Origin of the sequence: Burkholderia sp. EMB26 (assembly GCF_024730645.1) — a bacterium.
Classification (GTDB): domain Bacteria; phylum Pseudomonadota; class Gammaproteobacteria; order Burkholderiales; family Burkholderiaceae; genus Burkholderia; species Burkholderia cenocepacia.
On the sequence record NZ_CP078070.1, the window covers coordinates 1,497,554 to 1,517,355 of the forward strand.

Sequence of the window (19,802 nt, forward strand, 5' to 3'; positions counted from 1 at the left end):
GCCATGCTTGCTGCCTTGTCCTCCATCTCCCGCCGGCTGGTTGCCGCTGCCGTGCTCGGCTGCGCGGCCGGTCATGCGGGTGCCTATCCCGTGACCGTGCGCAGTTGCGATCGCGACGTGACGTTCGAGCGTGCGCCGACGCGCGCGGTGAGCAACGACGTGAACCTGACCGAGATGATGCTCGTGCTCGGCCTGAAGGATCGACTCGTCGGCTATACGGGCATCGGCGGCTGGAAGACGGGCACCGCGCGCGTGCGTGACGCGTTGCGGGGCGTGCCCGAACTGGCGAGCCAGTATCCGTCGCTGGAAGTGCTGGCCGCCGCGCGCGCCGACTTCTATCTCGCGGGCTGGAACTACGGAATGCACGTCGGCGGGCCGGTCACGCCCGCGACGCTCGCGCCGTTCGGCATTCGCACGTACGAACTGACCGAATCGTGTTCGCACGTGATGAAGCAGTCGGCCGCGTCGTTCGACGACGTGTTCCGCGACCTGAACAATCTCGGCCGTATCTTCGGCGTCGATGCGCGCGCCGCGCAGGTCGTCGCCGGAATGCGCGCGCGGCTTGCGGCGGTGTCGCGCGCGATCGGGCGCCCGGCGCCGCTGCGCGTGTTCGTGTACGACAGCGGCACCGACAAGCCGATGACGGCAGGCGGGCTCGCGATGCCGACCGCGCTGCTCACGGCGGCGGGCGCGCGCAACGTGATGGACGACCTGCCGCGCAGCTGGACGCAGGTGAGTTGGGAAAGCGTGGTCGCGCGCGATCCGCAGGTGATCGTGATCGTCGACTATTCGGCGGTCACGGCCGCGCAGAAGCAGCAGTTCCTGTCGAGCCAGCCGGCGCTCGCGCGCGTGGCCGCGATTCGCGACCGGCGCTTCGTCGTGATTCCGTACGATGCGGCGACGCCGGGCCCCGAGAACGTCGCGGCCGTCGAGACGCTCGCCCGCGCACTGTATCCGGCCGCATTCGCCGGCGCGGCACGATGAGCGTGCGCGGGCAGGTGGCGCGGCCCCGCATGCGCGTGGTGCTGCCGATGCTGGCCGTGCTGCTGGGCGTGTCGATCGTCGTGTCGGCCGCGTTCGGTCCGGCGTCGATTGCGATGCCGGATGCCGTACGAATCGTCGCCGCGCACGCCGCGTCGGCGTTCGGTGGTGCCGACGCGTTCGCGGCGGTATCGGGCGACGACAGCATCGTATGGCTGATCCGGATGCCGCGTGCGCTGCTGGCGGCGCTCGTCGGCGCGACGCTGGCGACGGTCGGCGTCGCGTTGCAGGCGGCGACCGCGAACCGCCTGGCCGATCCGCACCTGCTCGGCGTGAGCGCGGGCGCGATGCTCGGCGCGATCGCGGTCACGGTGGTGGCCGGCGCGGCGTTCGGCCCGTTCACGCTGTCGGTCGCCGCGTTCGCGGGTGCGCTCGCGGCGACCGGCTGCGTGGTCGCGCTCGCTTACCGCGGCGGCCGGCTCGAATCGGACCGGCTGCTGCTCGCGGGCGTGTCGGTGTCGTTCATGATGGCCGCGTTCGGCAATCTGCTGCTGTATCTCGGCGACCAGCGCGCCGCGTCGTCGGTGCTGTTCTGGATGCTCGGCGGCGTCGGGCTCGCGCGCTGGGATCTGCTGCCGGTGCCGGCCGTGTGCGCGGTGCTCGCCGGCGGCGCGCTCTATGCGCGTCGACGCGAACTGAATGCGCTGATGTCGGGCGATGTCGCCGCCGCGTCGCTCGGCGTGCCGAGCGCGCGGATGCGGCGCGAGGTGTTCGTCGTCGCGTCGTTCGCGACGGGCGCGATGGTCGCGGTGAGCGGCGCGATCGGCTTCGTCGGGCTCGTGACGCCGCATCTGTGCCGTCGCGTCGTCGGGGCCGAGCACGGCCGGCTGCTGCCGGTCGCCGCGCTGGCCGGCGCGATCCTGCTCGTGTGGGCCGATGTCGCCGCGCGCACGCTCGCGGCGCCGGAGGATCTGCCGATCGGCATCGTGACCGCACTGTTCGGCAGCCTGTTCTTCGTCGCGCTGTTGCGCCGGCGCTGAGCGAAGGGGCGGGCAGGCAGCGGCGGGTGGACGCCCGCCGCCTGTTTCATCGCAGCGGGACGACCGTGCCCGTGCCGCCGCGGCGGCGCGCATCGACATGCGTGCTTTCCACGTGCTGCGCGACGTCGAAGAGACTGTCCGGCAGCGCACGCGCGGGGAGCGTGATCACGAAGCGCGCGCCGCCGAGCGGCGAATCCTCGAGCCGCACGTCGCCGCCGTGTACCTGCGCGACGCGCCGTACGATCGCGAGCCCGAGCCCGAAGCCGCCGGTCTGCCGGTCGCGGCTCGAGTCCAGCCGCTGGAACGGCTCGAACACGCGGGCGCGTTCGGCGGCCGGAATGCCGGGGCCGTCGTCGTCGACGCTCAGCACGAGGGCGCCGGACCGGTCGCGGGTGGCGGCCAGCAATACCTTGCGCGACGCATAGCGGGCGCCGTTGCGGATCAGGTTCAGCAGGGCGCGGGCGACGAGCTTCGGGTCGCAGACGTGGGTCGCGGGTGCGTCGAGCGTCGACACGTCGAGCGCGATGCCGCGATCGGCGATGTCGTCCGCGACGTTGCCGGCGACGCTGTCGATCAGCGCGTCGACGACGACTTCCATCGGCGCGAGTTCGCTCGCCCCCTGTTCGAGCCGGCCGATCGTCAGCAACTCGGTGACGAGCTCGTCGAGTTCGCGCACGTCGCGCCGCAGCGCGTCGCGACGCTCGCGCATCCGGCCCGTTTCGTCGGGATCGGCGAGCAGCGCGAGGCCGAATTCGAGCCGGGCGAGCGGCGTTTTCAGTTCATGCGAGATGCCGTGCATCATTTCACGCTGCTGCTTGATCGATGCCTCGATGCGAGCGGCCATGTCGTTGAACTGCTGCGACAGCTCGTAGATGTTCGATTTTCCCGACAGCTTCACGCGCGTCGACAGCGTACCGGCGCCGAATGCGCGCGCGGCGTCCTGCAGCCGGCGAATGTCGCGCCAGTGATAGTGAATCCACAGCACCACCGCGAACAGCGTCGCGAGCGCGAGCAGCATGTACGCATAGATGCGGATGTCGAGGTCCGGCGCCTCGATCGGGCGCGCATGCAGCACCGAGCCGTCCGCGAGCGGCATGTAGTAATCCTTGCCGTTGTAGCTGATCGCGATTTTGCCGGCATCGAGATCGCGCAGCGGCGCGCCGCTCAGCTGCGCACGCGCGTCGGCCATCGACATGAAGCCGAATCCTTCGCGGCCGTGCAGCGCCAATTCGCGCAAGGCGAGCTCGCGCTGCGCGCCCGGATGGCGTTCGAGGTAATCGTTCAGCACGAACGAGTAGGTCGTCAGCGAGTCGCGCTGCGCCTGCGCGCCGCGCTCGTAGAAGATCCGGTCGAACGACAACTGGATGAAGATGATCGACGCGCCGACGAACAGGATCACGACGAGGTACAACCGGAGCAACGGGCGCAGCATTTATTCGTCCCACGCAGAAGGGCTGAACAGGTAGCCGCGACCCCAGATCGTCTTGATCTTGTGCGGCTCCGACGACGCATCCTCGAAGCGGCGGCGCAGCTTCGAGATGCCGGAATCGACCGAGCGGTCGAGCCCGTCGAATTCGATCCCGCGCAACTGCTTCAGGATGTCGTCGCGGCTCAGCACGGTGCCGGCCGCGCGCGCGAGGATCAGCAGCAGGTTGAATTCGGCGGTCTTCAACTCGACCGGCTCGCCGCGCCACGTGACGGTGCGGTTCGGCGGCGAGATCGTGAGTTCACCGAATACCAGCGCGTCGGGCGCGACTGCGGGCGTGTCCGCCGCGGCCGGCTGCGCGCGACGCAACAGCGCGCGGGCACGGGCGACCAGCACGCGCGGCTCGATCGGCTTCGTCACGTAGTCGTCGGCGCCCGTCTCGAGCCCGGCGACCTGGTCGTACACGTCTGCACGCGCGGTCAGGATCAGCACGGGGACGTTGGTGAACGCGCGGATGCGGCGGCAGACTTCCATGCCGTCGAGATTCGGCAGCATCAGGTCGAGTATCACGAGGGCCGGCTGATGCTCGCGCACCGCCGCGACGGCGAGGTCGCCGCGCCGCACGACCGTCACCGCGAATTCATAGCCGTCGAGGTATTCGCGGACGAGCTGCGCGAGGCGATCGTCGTCCTCGATCAGCAGCACACGGTATTTGAGCGGAACTTCGTTCATGGTCTCCTCAGGATGCACGCGCCAGCTCACACGCAGGCCGATGCGCGGCGCGGCACGCGAATTCTATCCGGCGGACCGGCGGCCGGGGCAGCGGGGCGACAATCTCGAACAATCGAACACAATTGAGCACAGATTCGCCGCACATTCAGGACAGTCTCGGCGCGGGGCGGCACCTAGACTGCGGGCTTCGTCACTCTTATCTCAATATTGTGCGCCCATTACTTCGCCGCTACCGCTATTGCATGCCGCTCGCCGGCCTGACCCTCGCCGCCGCCGCTCACGCGGAAAACCAGTATTCGTTGTCGCTTGGCGGCGGGTTCGCACCGCGCTACCCGGGCAGCAACCAGTATCGCGGCGTCGTTGCGCCGTCGTTTTCCGCCACGTTCGGCAACGGCTTCTTCATCGACAGCACGGAGGGCGCCGGTTATCGGCTGAACCTGCCGCACGGGGCGTTCGTGTCGGCGGCGGTGAGCTACGACGCGGGCCGCGCGGACGAGAACCGCTTCGACCTGCCGGGCTCCGACTACCTGAAGGGGATGGGCCGGATTCCGGGCTCGGTGCTCGTCGGCGTGCGTGCCGGGGTGACGCTTTTCGATGCGGCGGAGCTGAGCGTCACGATCGATACGCCCGTCACGCACACGTCGCGCGGTGTGTCGGGGCACGTGGATCTCGCGGTACCGGTGCTCAAGACGTCGCAGCACGAGATCGTCGTGACGGGCACCGTGCACGCGGGCTCGGGACGCTACATGCAGACTTTCTACGGCGTGACCGACGCACAGTCGATGACGAGCCGGTTCCGGCCGTATTCGGTGAGCGGCGGAATCGACAGCGCCGCGATGGCGGTCGCGTGGACCTGGTCGCTGTCGCGGCACTGGTCGGTGCTCGCGACCGGCGGCGTGACGCGGCTGCTCGGTCGCGCGGGCGACAGCCCGATCGTCCAGTCGCGCAACAACTATTACGGCATCGCGGGCGTGACGTACAAGTTCTGAGCGGATGGCCCGGTGTGCGCAGCGCGCGCACACGAACCCTCGGCGTCGCGCCGTCGCCGCGAACCGCGTGCGGTAACATGCGGGCGGGTTCGGCGTCAGGCCGGGCCTGCGACGCAGGTGCGCCGAGGCGGCTCGGCCGGGTCGCGAAAGACCGCCATTCGCCGGCCGGCTTCGTCAGGAAACGGCCGGCGGCGTGCGGAACCGATCACGCATGCGACGCCCGGTCGTGCACGAATGCCGCACAGGGGCCGCCGGGCCGCGACAGGGAGAAACCGATGAAGAACACGATCGCGATGCTCGTTGCACTCGTTGCGAGCGCAACCTTTGCAGGATGTGCGGACATGGACACGAAACACCCCAACGCCACCGCCGGCGGCGCGGCCAGGGCCCCTTTGCAGCCGGGCGCCGCGCAGGTATGCAAGGCGGATGCCGCGCCCGACGATGCGCTGGTCGGCAAGACCGAAGCCGATGCGACCGCGCTGCTCGACGGCTGCCTGTGGCGCGTGCTCGAGCGCGACGGCAAGTCGTTGCCGGGCACGATGGATTACCGGGAGGAGCGTCGCAATCTCGGCATTCGCGACGGGAAAGTGATCTGGGTGCGGCGAGGGTGACGGATTCAGCCGCCGACGAAAATCGGTTGCGGCCGATGTCGCTTTTGCGAGTGCGGCTATCGCCGGCATGCACGTCGCGCGCGGCCGATCGGTCGGCCGCACGCGTCGCGATTCATCGCCGCGGGTAGCGGCATGGGTGTCCGCGGCGGTCAGGCGCCTCGATACCGTCGTCGACCGGGGCTCGCACGACGCGTGACGCGCCGCGCTGACCGGCGCGTCATGTCACGCCGCGACCGTTCCGGATTGCGGCACCGATGCCGTGGTGTCGACCGTCATCGCCGGCGTGACGAGCATCACGCCACGTGCGAGCGGGTCGCTGACCGATGCCGCCAATACCGCTTGCCCTTCCTCTGTCGCGTGATCGGCGGCGACGGCCAGTGCAGCGAGCGCGAGCGCCGCGCCGCCCGCCCCGTTGGCGAGCCCGAGGTGGCGGCTGCGCTCGGCGGCATCATCGCCCCAGATCTGCTCGCTGACCGTCACGACTTCGGTGCGGCGACTGCTGCGTTGATCGGCGTCGGTGACGAATCCGGGTGCCGACAGGTCGGGACGTAACGTCGACAAGCGCGTACGCGTCGCCGCCAGCAACTGTTCGAGTGTCGTCGCTTCGGCCTTGCCGTGATCGGCGGAAATCGCGCGGCGCGCGGCCGCGAGCCGGTGGATCGACGGGACGGACATCGCATGCGGTGTGTCGGGATGGCCGAGCAGCAATGCACATGCGCCTTCACCGGGCATCATGCCGTTCGGCCGATCGCGACCGTAGAGCCGGCCTGCGCGATCCAGCGCGTCGACTGCGTCCTGACTGGCGGTGGAATCGAACGCCAGGACGACGTGCAGTTCGCCGGACGGTTGCAGGTGCAACGCCTGGATCAGTTCGTCGACGACCGCCCATGCGTGTACGGGATCGGCGACCGTGCGCAATTGCGCACGGACGATGCCCGGTGCGACGGCTTCCCGCGCCGCGTGCGCATCGAGCCATGCGGCGAGCGTGGCGGCGACCGGTCGCCAGCGGTCCGGCATCAGCAGATGGAGCCTGAGCGGCGGCGCGTCGGCGGCCGCGCCGGACAACACGGCATGACGCTCGCGCAATTCGTCGAGTGCATCGGCGGCCAGCAGCAGCCCGCGCCAATGCTCGTCCTGCAGCGTTTCCCGCGCGTCGGGCGCAAGCAGGCTGGTATCGAGCCGGTCGAGCGACACCGAGTCGACCGTGCTTGCGAATACGCCGGTTCCGTCCGGGCGTTGCAGTTCGGGATGAAGCGCGACGGAACGCTCTTCCCGGGCCGCCGCATCGATGTCTGCGGTCGTCGCCCCCGTCGGCAGCCTCACGCTGCTGTCGAGCAGCAGGGCCGACCACGTGTGCGACGTCGGATCTTGCGTGGCAGCGGCGTCCGTCGATGCGGACGAACTCGGCGGTGCGACGGCCGCGAGCGCCGGATGCGGGCCGAGCGCCCGGCGCAGCCATGCCGCGCAGACGGCGAGGGCCGCCGGCAGCACGAGCCCGCACAGCAGCAACTCCCTGGCGGTGGGGACATGCCGGGTCGTTTTCCACCAGACGAACACGGCGATCCACACCGCGACGAACAGCGCGGCGACGAATGCCGTCTTGCGCAATCGCGTGATCATTTCCGTCGATTCCCCCATGACTTGCGGCGTCGTGTATCAGTTGCCGTCGCTGCCCGCCGTCCGGCTCGCGACCAGTACGGCGCCGCAGGCCGTCTTGTAGCCGTCGCGCGCGACGCCTTCGCCCTGCACGATCATTGTGTCGTCGCCGTCGACGATGTAATTCGGGCCATGGATCGGACACGTCACCGTGTCGTTGCGGCGCGCGATGCCGCGGCCATCGACCGACGACAGCGTGGACGCGCTTGTCACGGTGCCGCCATGGCTGTGCTTGTCCCCGAGGACGATGAAGGGTTGGGTCATCCGGATAGGCCTCCTGGCTGGAATCATCGACGATGCAGCGCGGCTTCGCCGGCCGGTGCGGGAGGGCGCGCGTCATCGGCAACGTTTTTCGAATCGATTTTGGCTGAATCGGGTATTTATTACCTTTCGGCAATAGTTGCCTGTTTCGATTGAGCCGTAATGTAGCTTTCGAGCCGAAGGCCGTCATTATCGTGCGTGATGGCCGCACGTCAAGGTCGGCATTTTTAAATCCGGGTCCGTTTGCTTATGGCGAAGCCCCGCGACGTAATCTAAAATAGTAAGCTTCAATAGGGGTCGCATCACCTGATCCGATTGGCGTGCGTACAGCCAGACAGCGGGCGGTGTTGCGGGGGAGCCCGCGCATTTCCCGCCGGATCGGCATGTCGATCGCGCGATGCCGGCAGTCGTGCATCATCCCGTGTTCGTCGCAGCAATATCTATTTAAAAACGTCAAATCCTGAGAGAGCGGGATCGCATGAGCGTCATCACGGAATTTGCGTCTCTTTTTGGCGCATTCAATCGCCTGTATTCGCTGGACGGATCGGGCGCGCTTGCGGCATTTCAAATCGAGCGCTGGACCGGCCGCGAATCGCTCTCCGATCTCTTTGAATGGAACGTCGATGCACTGTCGACGGATCCTGCACTGGATCTCGACGCGATGCTCGGGCAGCGTGTCGCGATTCGCACCACGCTCGCGAACGGCACGACGACGCTGCGCAGCGGTCTCGTCGCCGAGGCCGAGTGCAGGGGCTACGACGCAGGCCTCGCTCGCTACCATCTCCGGATCGTGCCGTGGCTCGCCGCACTCGCGCATGCGCGCGACGAGCGAACCTTTGTGAACCAGACGCTTGCCGACGTGCTCGACACGGTGTTCGCGCCGTACGCCGGGATCGCGCGGTGGCGCCTCACGCCGGATGCTGGCCGGCGGCTCGATGCGCTGGGCCCTACTGCGTATCGCGTGCAGTACCGAACCCATACGCACTACGAATTCGTGCAGCATCTGCTGGCCGAGGCTGGCCTCGGGTTCTGCTTCGTCGAAGACGAGGACGCGCCTGCCGGGCATACGATGCTGGTCTTCGACGACAGCGCGCAACTGGCCGAGGACGATACGTCCGCGCGACGCGGCGGGGTGCCGCGCCGCTCGAGCGGGACGGCGACCGGCGCCGACGACGTGATCCTCGGGATCGGGCAGTCGCTGTCGCTGACGGCCGATCGCATCACACTGATCAGCAGCGATTATCGCGTGAACCGGGCGACTACCGCGAGTACGACGCTCGGCCGGCCGGCGGGCGCGCGCGAACTCTACGACGACGTCGGGCCGGAGGCGTTCGACAGCTTGCGCGAAGCGGAAGATACGGTAAGGCGCCAGGCCGATGCGATCGTGTCGCGCGCCAGTTTCTGGACCGGCTACGGCACGCTGCGCACGGCGCGCGCAGGACGCGCGCTGAAACTCGTCGATGCCGGCTGGCAGCCCGTGCGCGGCGCCGCGGCGCCCGAGGATTTTCTGCTGACGCGCGTCGAGCACGTCGGGATCAACAATCTGCCGGCGACCGTGATGGAGGCCATCGAACGGCAACTCGGGCCGTTGCCGGCGGCGGCGCTCGATCCGCGCGTGGTCCGGCAAGCGAAGATCGGCGGTTATGCAAACCGGTTCGATGCGGTGCCGCGAACGCAGGTCTGGCGGCCCACGCTGGCCGACGGAACCGGGCAGCGACTCAATCCGGTTCCGACGGCGCTGGGTGCGCAGACGGCGATCGTCGTCGGGCCGGCAGGCGACGCGCGGCCCGGTTCGACGGGGCCCGTGCACGCCGATGCGCAGGGGCGGTTGCGCGTTCGTTTCCACTGGCAGGCGCAAGACGATGCGGGTACGTATCCGACGCGCGCCATACAACGGCTCGCGAGCGACGGGCACGGCCTTCAGCAGCTGCCGCGCATCGGTCATGAAGTCCTCGTGCAGTTTCACCATGGGCTGATCCACCGGCCGATCGTGCTCGGCGGCCTGTTCAATGGCCGCGGCGAAGGCGGCGAGTCGCCTTCGCCGGGCGGGGCGGCCGGCAAGCCGCTCGACGCGTCGATCTACACGCAGGCGGGCGATCATGCGCCGAGTGCGCAGGGCAATCTGGCAAGCGGGCTGAGCCCCGCGTGGCATGGCGCCGGCGGCGGCACCGATCGTCACAATCACGCCGGCGCGCTGTCGGGCTTCAAGAGCCAGGGTTTCGACGGGCATGGCCACAACCAGCTCGTCGCCGATGATTCGGACGGCATGGGACGCCTGCAGATGGCGACCACGCACGCGGCCACGCAACTGAACCTCGGTCATCTGCGCCATCAGGCGGACAACTATCTCGGCAGTTTTCGTGGCCAGGGCGTCGAATTGCGCTCGGATGCGTACGGTGCAATGCGTGCGACGCGCGGCCTGCTGGTGTCGAGCTACGCGCCTGCCGGCGCCGCCCAGCCGGCGGGCGATGCGTCCGCGCTGCAGGCGCTGCTCGCGCGGCACACCGCATTGGTTCGGCGATTCGACCAGACGGCCGATACGCACGGGACGCTGCCGTTCGCCGCACAGCGCGGCGTGGAGCAGGCGGGCCAGTCGTCGTTGAACGGCAGCGCCGCGCCGCTGGATGCGCTTGCGCAGAGCTTCGCGACGACGATCGGCGCGAACGGCTACACGCAGGCGTCGGCCGACGCCGCCCAGCGGTCGACCGGCAACGCACTGCCGCACACGGGCGACCCCGTGCTCGGCATCGAGGCACGGGGCGGGCACGGGCTGGTTGCCGGCCAGGCCCTGCAATGGGCGGCCGGCGAAACGCTGTCGCTCGGCAGCGGTGGCGACTTCAATCTCGCCGCTGCGCAGCAGCTGCGCATTCACAGCGGGCAAGGCATCGGCTGGCTGGCCGGCGCGAGCCATGCGGAGCGTGTCGGCATCGGCATGATCGCCGGCAAGGACGGACTGACGCTGCAGGCGCAGCGCGATGTGCTGGGCCTGCACGCGCGCGACGATCTGACGCTCGCGTCCGCGAGCGCGGACGTCGAGATCGCCGCGAAGAAGACCGTGCATCTCGCGGTGAGCGGAGGGGCGCACGTGACGATCGAAGGTGGCGACGTCACGTTCGGTTGCCCGGGCAAATTCGTCGTATATGCCGCGCAGCATGCATTCGTGGGGCCCGCTCAACTGAATACGCCGTTGCCGCAGTTTCCCGAAAAGGTCTGTGTCGAATGCCTGCTGCACGCGATGCAGTCGGGCAGCGCACTCGCGGGCAAGGCGATCTGAGCATGACGATCGAAACGACCGACTGGATCGACCGCTATCCCGACGACACGCCGGACCGGCTGAATGCGCTCTTCGAGCGCGTGCCGGCCGACGGCCGTTGGCACCTGCTGCTCGACATGAGTTTCGCGCCGGCGATGCGTGACCGAATGCCCGCGGTCGAGCGCAACGATGCCGTCGTGTTGTACGAAGGGGTGTACGACGGCGACGACTTGCTGGCGATTTCGCCGTGCCTCGTACCGCTGCCGGCGGACGCGGCGGCGCGCCGGGCGATGCTGGAGACCGTGCTGCGCGAGACGTCCGGACGACCGATGGTGAGCCTGCTGCATGGCGCGCGCGATACGGCCGCGCTCGCCGCGCATCTGCGCGGACAGATGGAGGCGAGTGCGGCATCCGACGGCGAAGCATTTCTGGTGCGTCTCGCCGATACGCGTTGCCTGCCCGCGTGGCTCGCGGCGCTGACGCCCGCACAGCGCCGCCGCTTCACGAATGGCATCGACGCGTGGCATGTGTTCGATCGCACCGGCGCGCTCGTCCCGCTCGATTTCGACACCGTGGACGAGGCGGCCGGCGATGAAGCGGACGCCGGGCGCAGCGGCGAGCCCTACGTGCTCGACGACGAACAGATCGAATGGCTTCGACAGGCTGCGAAGATCGACACGCTGATTTTTCATGTTCGCCAGCGTCCGGAGAGTTTCGGCCGTCTGGTGGCCACGCCGTCGCAAGCCCATGCGTGTGTGAGTGCGGCGTGGGCGCGGCACGACGGTCCCCCTGCGGCGGCGTCGCGAGCCGCGCTCGATGCGCTCGTGGCAGCCGGGTATCTGGTGACGGAGCTCGCGCCGGCGACGTCGTCCGCATAGAGCGACACGGGTTTGCGTGCATGCGACAGCGCACGTGGTTGATAGCGATCCACGCCGCACGGCGTCGGACAAGAGGATGAAAAGATGAGTTTGAATGCCGGTTCCACGACGTTTGCCGCTCGGCTGCTGATGTTCATGGCCATCCTGCTCGGGACGGCCGGATGCTCGCGTGCGACCGACATGTCGCCTGCCGCGTCGACTGCGGCCGGGGCGTCGAGCGGCGCGTCGAGCGGCGCAGGTGCGGCGGCCGCATCCGGCACGATGGGGCTGAAGCTGAATGCCCTCAACTACACCGACGTTCCGATCGGCGCGTTCTACGTCGATGGCACCTGGGGCGGGACGGTGCCGGCGCGCATCGGCAGCGGCGGCGGCGCGATCATCTGCTGCGTCGCGTTGCCGAAACAATGGCATCCGGGACTGACCGTCAACCTGCAGTGGCGGGACGACAACCTGTACAGGAAGGATCCGAAGGCGCTTGCGAGCAGGGTCGTACCGGTTGAGCGCTACGACACATTCTCGGATGGCTTCCTGTGGGTCCTGTTCTTTCCGCACGATCGAATCAAGGTCTATGCGTCTCAGTGGATGCCCGGCTACCGGGGCTTCCCCGAAAATCTCCAGGCGCCCGATGAAGCGTGCCCGGGGAACTTCACGTTGCGCAACAGCGACCCGCAGTGCCCGAATCCCGACAAGAGGATCATGCAATGAGTTTCCGCTTCGCGAGCGCCGACCGGCCTGACGTCGGCGTCGTCACCCGGGAGGAGCAGGACGCGATCATGCGTCGGCTGCACGACGACGACGGGATGAGTTGCTGCAAGACGCTGCATGTCGGCATCTTCTTCGACGGCACGCGCAACAACGCCGATCGCGATCGCACGGGCGGCAAGCACAGCAACGTCGCGCGGCTGTTCGACGTGTTTCCGCGCGACAAGTATCACAGTGCCATTTACGTGGCCGGCGTCGGCACGCCGTTCGTCGACGAGATCGGCGACCAGGGCGTCGGACTGCAGGCCGCGGCCGGCGCGGCGACGGGATGGGCCGGCGAGGGGCGCATCAACTGGGCGCTGCTGCAGATCCACAACGTCGTGCATGCGCACGCGTTCGGCAATTCGCTGTCCGCGGCGCTCGGCAAGAGCGACAAGGAACTCGCGAAGGCCGTCAGCGTCGACCTGAATTTCAAGGGCATCGATCTCGGCGGCACTCCGCCCAAGCCGGGCAGTCTCGGCGACATCAACGCGCGCGGCAGTTCGAGCGTCGGTGCGCTCAAGCTGATGGCCGCCGAGCAGAACGGGATCGAACTGACCTGGGATCGCGACACGATCTGGGCGCAGCTCAAAGGCGAAGTCGATACGGCGAACTGGACCGCGACGATGCGCGCATGGGACGAGAAACGCCGCGTCGCATTGCGGGCCCGGTGCGCGCAGCTGAAGGCGCGCGTCGGTGATCTGCTGGTGAAGGGCAAGCCGAAACTGCAGCGCATTCGGCTGTACGTGTTCGGTTTTTCGCGCGGGGCGGCCGAGGCCCGCACGTTCTCGAACTGGCTGGCCGATGCGTTGGACCCCGATTTCAGCCTGTGCGGCGTGCCCGTGTCGTACGACTTTCTCGGCATCTTCGATACGGTCGCGTCGGTCGGCATCGCGCAAAGCACGGCCGCGACGCTGTTCGACGGGCACGGCGGCTGGGGGCGCAAGGAACTGATGGGCGTGCCGCGCTACGTGCGCCGCTGCGTCCATATGGTCGCCGCCCACGAGCCGCGCGGATCGTTCCCGCTCGACCTGATCGATGCGTCGCGGGACGGGCACGAAGAAATCGTCTATCCGGGCGTGCATTCGGATGTCGGCGGCGGTTACGGGCCAGGCGAGCAGGGGCGCGGCACCGGCGACGCGGACAAGCTGTCGCAGGTGCCGCTGCTCGACATGTATCGCGAAGCGCGCAAGGCCGGTGTTCCACTCGATATCAAGGGGCCCGGTGTCGCTGCCGAAGCCGCGGCGGCATTCGCGATTTCTCCCGTGCTCAAGCGCGCCTTTTCCGCCTATGTGAGCACGAGCGCCGACTATTACTACGCGAAGGAGCACGGCACGCCGGGCCTGATGCGCGCGCACTACGGGCTTTACCTGCGCTGGCGCAAGATGCGGCTCGACAATTTGCGTTCGCAACCGTCGTTTCTCGCCGCCAAGGCTGCCTATCCGCAGGATGCCGTCGATCTCGACAGCGCGAACGAGGAACTGCGGCTCGAATGGCGCGACCTGCTCGAATGCGAGAAAGAAGGCGGACCGACCGTGAGCCGGTACGCGGGCAACACGGTCAGCCGGAAGATCACCCAGAACCCGAAGGCGGCGGCCGTCATTTCGCCGGCCGTCCTGCCGATCGCCGCGGGCCTGCAGTCCGCGATTCCGTTCGTGGGCCCGCTCGTGCGCGCGAGCGCCAAGCGCGCCGAGGATTTCTTCCAGCTGCAGCTCGAAGAGAAATGGAAGCAGTGGCTCGAGGTGCGCGGCGACTGGAACATGGGGCCGCCGGAAGCGCCGATCAGCGCGCTGTACGACAACTTCATGCATGACTCGCGCGCATGGTTCAAGCCGCTGGGCGACGACGACGACGTGTGGAACCACAACCAGATCAAAGCGCTGAAAACGCGCCAGGCCGAGTTCGAGCGCAAGCACGCCGAGTGGAAGAAGCGCCAGCAACTTGGCGTGCCGGGACCGTCGCAGATCATGCAGATGATGGGGGCGGGTGCGCTCGGGCTCGGGCCGGCCGCCAACGTCGCGCCGGAGCCCGAACCGCGTTCGCCGCTGACCGCGCAGCAGGCCGGCATCCTGAAACGTTACGACGCCGCGCAGCAGGCTGCACAGAAAGCCCGCGCGGCCCGGGATGCCACCGCGCCGACCGACAGCGCCGTGCTGACCGACCCGAAAGTCACCGGTGGTCTCGCGCTGCAGGATTCGGGGCGCGAGTTTTCGTTCGTCTGGGGCTACCTGCGCTGGCGCACCGTCTACGTGAACGGCGTGCGCTGGGACGCGCCCCATGTGCCGAGCGTGCAGGAAGACATGGAGGCGATGCGTCAGCAGATGCAGCGCAACGTCGACATGAGCAAGCTGTTCCGATGAACCGATTGGATACGAACCAGCCGGCGCGACACGCATTCGCGCGCGATTGCCGAGAAACGACATGGATCTAGTTGCCGCATTAACGGGGTACGGGCAAGCGACCCGTCATATCCAGATCGATACCGCGATGCCGGACGCATTCGTCGTAGAGCGCTTTCACGGTCGTGAAGGGATCAGCGAATCGTTCCGGTTCGAAATCGACGTGCTGTCGAGCGAGCCGTTTCTCGATCTCGCGCCGCTGATCGGCAGCGCCGTGCGGCTGCGTCTCGCGACGGCGGCGGGCGAACGATGCTGGAACGGCTACGTCACGCATGCCGCTTATGCGGAGAGCGACGGCGAGTTCACGCGCTATCGGCTCACGATGGAATCGTGGCTCGCGCTGCTGAAGCTGCGCCGCAATTGCCTCTATTTCGTCGACCTCGATGCCGAGGGGATCTGCGAGCGTGTGTTCGGCGACTATCCGGAAGCGCACTGGCGCTATGAACTCGTCGAGCCGCTGCGATCGTTTCGCTTGCGCGGCCAGTATCGCGAAACCGATCTCGATTTCGTGTCGCGGCAGTTGTCCGAGGCCGGGTTGTCGTTTCGCATCGAGCACGGACAGGACGCGGGGAAGGCGCCGTCGGGCGACCATACCGTCGTTGTGTTCGACCGCCATGCGCGGCTGCCCGACGGCAGCGCCATCGCATTCAATGCGCAGGACGTCGGCGACCCGGACGGCGTGATGACGCAATTCTCCGATCGGCGTCAGCTGGTGCCGGATCGCGTGGTGGCGACGAGCTGGAAAGCCAGCGAACTTCATGCGCTTGCCGGCCATGCGCAACAGCCCGCCGATGCCGACGCGCCGTTGCTGCCGGTGCGGGAGATCTACGACGGCCAGCGCGCAGGCCGCTTCGACACGAGCGGCGATGCGCAGCGTTACGCCGAACAGCGTCTCGACGCGCTGCAGCTCGCGAAACGGGTCTACCGTGGCGGCGGGTCGTCGCGCACGCTCGAGACCGGCAAGGTCCATACGCTGAACGACTATCTGGGCGGCACCGTGCGATTCGTACCGCTGTCGATCGAGCACGAAGCCGTCAACAACCTCGGCGCGCAGATCGGCCAGCTGTTCGGACGCGGCGAGCTCGACAAGGGGCTGTATCGCAACCGCTTCGTCGCGGTGCCGGAGGGCACGCCGATCGTGCCGCCGTTCCGCGACCGGCCGACGGTGTACGGGGTGCAGACTGCGATCGTCGTCAGCGAGCCGGGTGGGCGCGTCAGCAGCACGCGCGATCACCAGGTCCGCATCCAGTTTCCGTGGATGCGCGGTGTCGCGCCGCTGCCGGGCGGGTTGACGGATACGGCAAGCCGGTCCAATCCGACCGGCCACGCGCCGGGCGATCACCGTTCGGGCATTCTGGTTCGCGTCGCCGAACAGGCGGCCGGGCCGAATTTCGGTCATGCGTTTGTACCGCGCGTGGGGGCGGAAGTGGTGGTCGGCTTCGAGTCGGGCAACATCGATGCGCCGGTCGTGCTCGGCCAGGTGTACGGCGGGCGTGTGCGTCCGCCGTTCTCCGCGGGCGAAGGCAGCGACGCGAATCATTCAGGAACACTGACGGGCCTGCAGACGCAAACCCTCGATGGGCAACCCGGCAGTCGCTGGGTGATGGACGATGCGGCCGGACAACTGCGTCACGAGCTGAGCAATTCGACTGCCGACACGCGCCTCGCGCAGGGCTATCTGATCGACCAGCAGGGGACGATGCGCGGCGCCTATCGCGGTGAAGGCTTCGAACTGGCGACGCAGGGATGGGGTGTCGTGCGGGCCGGCGCGGGCGTGCTGATGTCGAGTACCGCGCGCCGGCTCGGCGCGTCGACGCAGATGGATGTCGCCGAGCGCGTGGAGCAATTGAAGGACGCGGCGAAAACGGCGCAGGAACTCGACACGGCGGCGACCGGTGCGCAGGCGGCCGGCCTGAGCGCGAACAAGGCGCAGACTGATTTCCTCAAGGCGATCGATCCTGCGCAGGACGGCAAGTATGCGGGCAGCGTGGGTGGTCAGAGCGCGACCAAGCCGACCGGGACGCAGCGCGACGGCGGCGATCCCGTCGAGCGATTCGCGACGCCCGTGGTGCTGATGGAGTCGCCGGAGAACATCGTGGTGACGACGCCGGAGAGTGCGGTGTCGTATGCGGCGCAGCACGTTCATCTGACGTCGCAAGGCGATGCGCATGTGGGCGCCGGTGCCACCGTGGCCGCGGCGACGGGCGATGCGATGAGCTTGTACAGCGTGGCGGGCGGGCTCAAGGCAATCGCGGGCGAAGGGCCGGTGAGCGTCGAGGCGCATGCGTCGACGATGGAGATTCTCGCGGACCAGACCGTGCGCGTGACGTCGACCGACGAGCGCGTCGACGTGCTCGCGCAGGACGCGATCGTGCTGCAGCAGGGGCCGAACCGGATCACGTTGAAGGGTGGCGATATCGTCGTCGAGACGCCGGGGCAATTCGCGGTGAAGGCGGGCGGGCATCCGTTCCCGGGGCCGCGGGCGACGAGCGTGAAGCTGCCGGCGCTGCCGGTGTTGCCGCAAGGCGATCCGTGCGACTTTCTCGTGCAGGCGCTGGCGGCGAGTCCGGCGGGGAGAGGGGCGGTGGCGGGGGGCGGAAGTTTGGTGGGTGCGGCGAGTTCGATCGTCGGTGCGACGCTACCGACAGCGAGCGGTGCCATGGGCGCGGCGCAGGCATTTTCCCGTGCGCCCGGTCAACCGCTGCCCGCGCCTTCCGCGGCTGCACCCACGGCGGCGGAGAGGGGATCCGGTCCCTCTCTCGGTTATTCGACGCCACCACCCGTGTCCAGTGAACTGGAGGGCATGCCGAAAAAAGGTGCGGCTGCGCACAGTGGACCGTGCAACCTTCACGTCCCCGCGATCAAGAAGGAAGAGCATACCGTCAGTATGGGGTCCGCCGACTATTATGAGACGGATGAGAGCGGCAATCCGAAGTTGAAGAATGGGCAACTCAACTGGCTTCAATATGCGGCATCGACCGGGACGTACGATATCGGCTACGCACCTGCGACGGCGACGTTGACGGCAACCGTCCGTATCAAGGTTCATCTGAAGGATCAATACTGGATCAACCAGGGGCGCGTCCATATGGATCCGGCGACGAGCAAGCCGTTTTCGGTGCCGTACAACAGCGATGGCATACGGCAAGGCTTGATCATCAGGGTAGTGGACCGACCCGGTGGTCTTGCTGCCGTGTCGGGCTTCAAGAAGCGCATCGAGGAAGGACTGAACCGGGGGAATTACTCGATGCGGCCGAAGGCGTGTCCGCTCGGCAAGGCATGTACATGCAAGGTCAAGGTGAAACTTGAAGTCGAACTCGTTCAAACCGGGAGATGCCATGCCGAGATCAATCTTTTTCCCAAGGTGACGCGAGCGAACTCGGAGAATTGGGGGGAAGTGCAAGTCGAGTGGAACCCGCAGCAGCAACGGTTTGTCCCGGTATCGACCCAGAATGCGATCGCGCATGAGAGCGGGCACTTGTTCGGCTGGCCGGATGAGTACTTTGTTGACGGCGGCGCCGTGTTCGGGAAGTACATCAACTCGCGACATCTGGTCGACGTGACGATGGCACAGCTCGACGACAACTGGCAGCGCACCACCGAAACGAACTTGATGGGCCGCGGAATGTACACGCAAAAGCCGGAAATTCCGAAGTACTACATGTACGGCTTCCGTGACTGGTTCAACGAAAAGACCGGAATTGACTGGGAAGTGCTGAAATGAAGCGCTTTTTTCTCGTTGTTGTGATGTCGATGATTTCTTTCGGAGTGTTGGACATGGCGCTTGCGCAAGATCGCCCGGATTATTTCGAGATTCGTAGTGGACAGGGGCAGATGAATCCGTCGCCGTCGATGGTCTTCACGGCCGATGGCCACACGGTGTCGTATTTTTCGCGGGGCCGGGATATCGACCCGATGCCGCCATCGAGTTACTTTGGAATCGGAAAATATACGGCGAGTCTCACAGGAACCTATCGCCAGCATGTCGACCTGGTGAAGGCGACGTTGAGCAGCAGGGCGATTCCCCAGATCCATGCAATCAACAAGGGGGCCGTGCTCGTCTATTCGTTTGACAAGGGCGGCCACCATTACGAGGGCACGTACAACTACCAGTTCGACGATCAATTCAACGACAAGCTGTCGGTACTTTACGATCTTGCCCATGATTTGCTGGCGCGCGGCACCCCGGAAATCAATCTGCATCCGACATTATCGGTGCGGCCCGCGCAAGAGCATCTTGTGATCGAGGTAACGTTCTCGAACGATGGCAAGCAGGACGTGACGGTCGATGGTCCGGATCATTGGTCGGCGGATTTGGCGCGTCCCGATTTGCAATATGTGCAGATCGGTGGCGGCAGCGACAATGTGGAATTCGACGTCAGGCTCGTCAGCAAATATCTGAGCGACACGTCCCGCCGTTACCGCCGCGAAATCGTCGTCAAGCCGGGCCAGCCCGAGCGGGTGGAATTCGTGGTGCCGTACTCTGCGCTGACCTTTACCGATCATTCGGCGATGCGGCGCGTCGATGCCGGCAACTATATTTTCGTCGGCACGGTGAACCTCGACATTCTTCGTCCGAAGGAAATGGACGGGCGGTTCTTTACGCCGATGGACCGGCTGGAAAACGTGAAACTGACGGGAAAGTGACCCTGACGTGACGCAGGCCACACGCATCGTCGTCGGGCACTGTCGATTCGCTCCGACTCGAATCGCATGCCGGTCGAACTCGAATTCAGGCGGTGAAGGCGGCACGGGGCGCACATCGATGGAATGGACATTTGAACAAGCAATCTTGCGATCCCGAGTCGGCAATATGCCGAAGTCGGGCAAAGCAA

Annotated in this window: 14 protein-coding genes; 10 read left to right on the forward strand and 4 right to left on the reverse strand. The window is 67.2% G+C overall.

Going from position 1 to position 19,802, the window contains the following annotated elements; translation table 11 throughout:
* Positions 1–3 precede the first annotated feature (3 nt).
* Entirely contained in the window at positions 4–984 is a 981-nt protein-coding gene (locus tag KU887_RS07155) for an ABC transporter substrate-binding protein (RefSeq protein ID WP_006497573.1), read from the forward strand.
* Positions 981–2,021: an iron ABC transporter permease gene (locus KU887_RS07160; protein ID WP_060211653.1), complete on the forward strand. Its 1,041-nt coding sequence runs from the start codon at positions 981–983 to the stop codon at positions 2,019–2,021. The genes KU887_RS07155 and KU887_RS07160 overlap by 4 nt, the downstream gene beginning before the upstream one ends.
* A gap of 46 nt (positions 2,022–2,067) precedes the next feature.
* On the opposite strand, the gene KU887_RS07165 is transcribed toward KU887_RS07160, so the two are convergent.
* A complete protein-coding gene (locus KU887_RS07165) occupies positions 2,068–3,453 on the reverse strand; it encodes an ATP-binding protein (protein ID WP_258255372.1) in 1,386 nt (461 codons plus the stop codon).
* Positions 3,454–4,179: a response regulator gene (locus KU887_RS07170; protein ID WP_006490542.1), complete on the reverse strand. Its 726-nt coding sequence runs from the start codon at positions 4,177–4,179 to the stop codon at positions 3,454–3,456.
* A 242-nt stretch (positions 4,180–4,421) separates the two neighbouring features.
* Here KU887_RS07170 and KU887_RS07175 point away from each other — a divergent pair, with 242 nt between their 5' ends.
* Both KU887_RS07175 and KU887_RS07180 read left to right on the forward strand, forming a co-directional pair.
* Positions 4,422–5,168, forward strand: a complete 747-nt coding sequence (locus tag KU887_RS07175) for a MipA/OmpV family protein (protein WP_069351984.1) — start codon at positions 4,422–4,424, stop codon at positions 5,166–5,168.
* Positions 5,169–5,443: 275 nt separating this feature from the next.
* Positions 5,444–5,779 (forward strand): hypothetical protein, encoded by a 336-nt coding sequence (locus KU887_RS07180; RefSeq protein WP_012492516.1) that lies wholly within the window; start codon positions 5,444–5,446, stop codon positions 5,777–5,779.
* 222 nt (positions 5,780–6,001) lie between these two features.
* Here the strand turns inward: KU887_RS07180 and KU887_RS07185 are convergent, their stop codons facing one another.
* Together KU887_RS07185 and KU887_RS07190 are read right to left on the reverse strand one after the other, a co-directional pair.
* Positions 6,002–7,399, reverse strand: a complete 1,398-nt coding sequence (locus KU887_RS07185; RefSeq protein WP_258255373.1) for a hypothetical protein — start codon at positions 7,397–7,399, stop codon at positions 6,002–6,004.
* A 36-nt stretch (positions 7,400–7,435) separates the two neighbouring features.
* Positions 7,436–7,699, reverse strand: a complete 264-nt coding sequence (locus KU887_RS07190; RefSeq protein ID WP_006497567.1) for a PAAR domain-containing protein — start codon at positions 7,697–7,699, stop codon at positions 7,436–7,438.
* A gap of 475 nt (positions 7,700–8,174) precedes the next feature.
* On the opposite strand from KU887_RS07190, the gene KU887_RS07195 reads away from it, so the two are divergent.
* The 6 genes from KU887_RS07195 (at position 8,175) to KU887_RS07220 (ending at position 19,614) form a co-directional block, all read left to right on the forward strand.
* Entirely contained in the window at positions 8,175–10,970 is a 2,796-nt protein-coding gene (locus KU887_RS07195; RefSeq protein WP_258255374.1) for a type VI secretion system Vgr family protein, read from the forward strand.
* Between the two features lie 2 nt (positions 10,971–10,972).
* A complete protein-coding gene (locus KU887_RS07200; protein WP_077056247.1) occupies positions 10,973–11,827 on the forward strand; it encodes a DUF4123 domain-containing protein in 855 nt (284 codons plus the stop codon).
* A gap of 84 nt (positions 11,828–11,911) precedes the next feature.
* Positions 11,912–12,532 carry a DUF3304 domain-containing protein gene (locus KU887_RS07205; protein WP_059721286.1) on the forward strand — a complete coding sequence of 207 codons (621 nt, stop codon included), beginning with the start codon at positions 11,912–11,914 and terminating at the stop codon, positions 12,530–12,532.
* On the forward strand, positions 12,529–14,928 hold the full coding sequence (locus tag KU887_RS07210; protein WP_077056248.1) for a DUF2235 domain-containing protein: 2,400 nt from the start codon (positions 12,529–12,531) through the stop codon (positions 14,926–14,928). Before KU887_RS07205 ends, KU887_RS07210 begins: the two co-directional genes overlap by 4 nt.
* A gap of 61 nt (positions 14,929–14,989) precedes the next feature.
* Complete coding sequence (locus KU887_RS07215) at positions 14,990–18,691, forward strand: type VI secretion system Vgr family protein (protein ID WP_258255376.1); 3,702 nt, start codon at positions 14,990–14,992, stop codon at positions 18,689–18,691.
* Positions 18,688–19,614 carry a hypothetical protein gene (locus tag KU887_RS07220; RefSeq protein ID WP_048989008.1) on the forward strand — a complete coding sequence of 309 codons (927 nt, stop codon included), beginning with the start codon at positions 18,688–18,690 and terminating at the stop codon, positions 19,612–19,614. The genes KU887_RS07215 and KU887_RS07220 overlap by 4 nt, the downstream gene beginning before the upstream one ends.
* Positions 19,615–19,802: the final 188 nt, after the last annotated feature.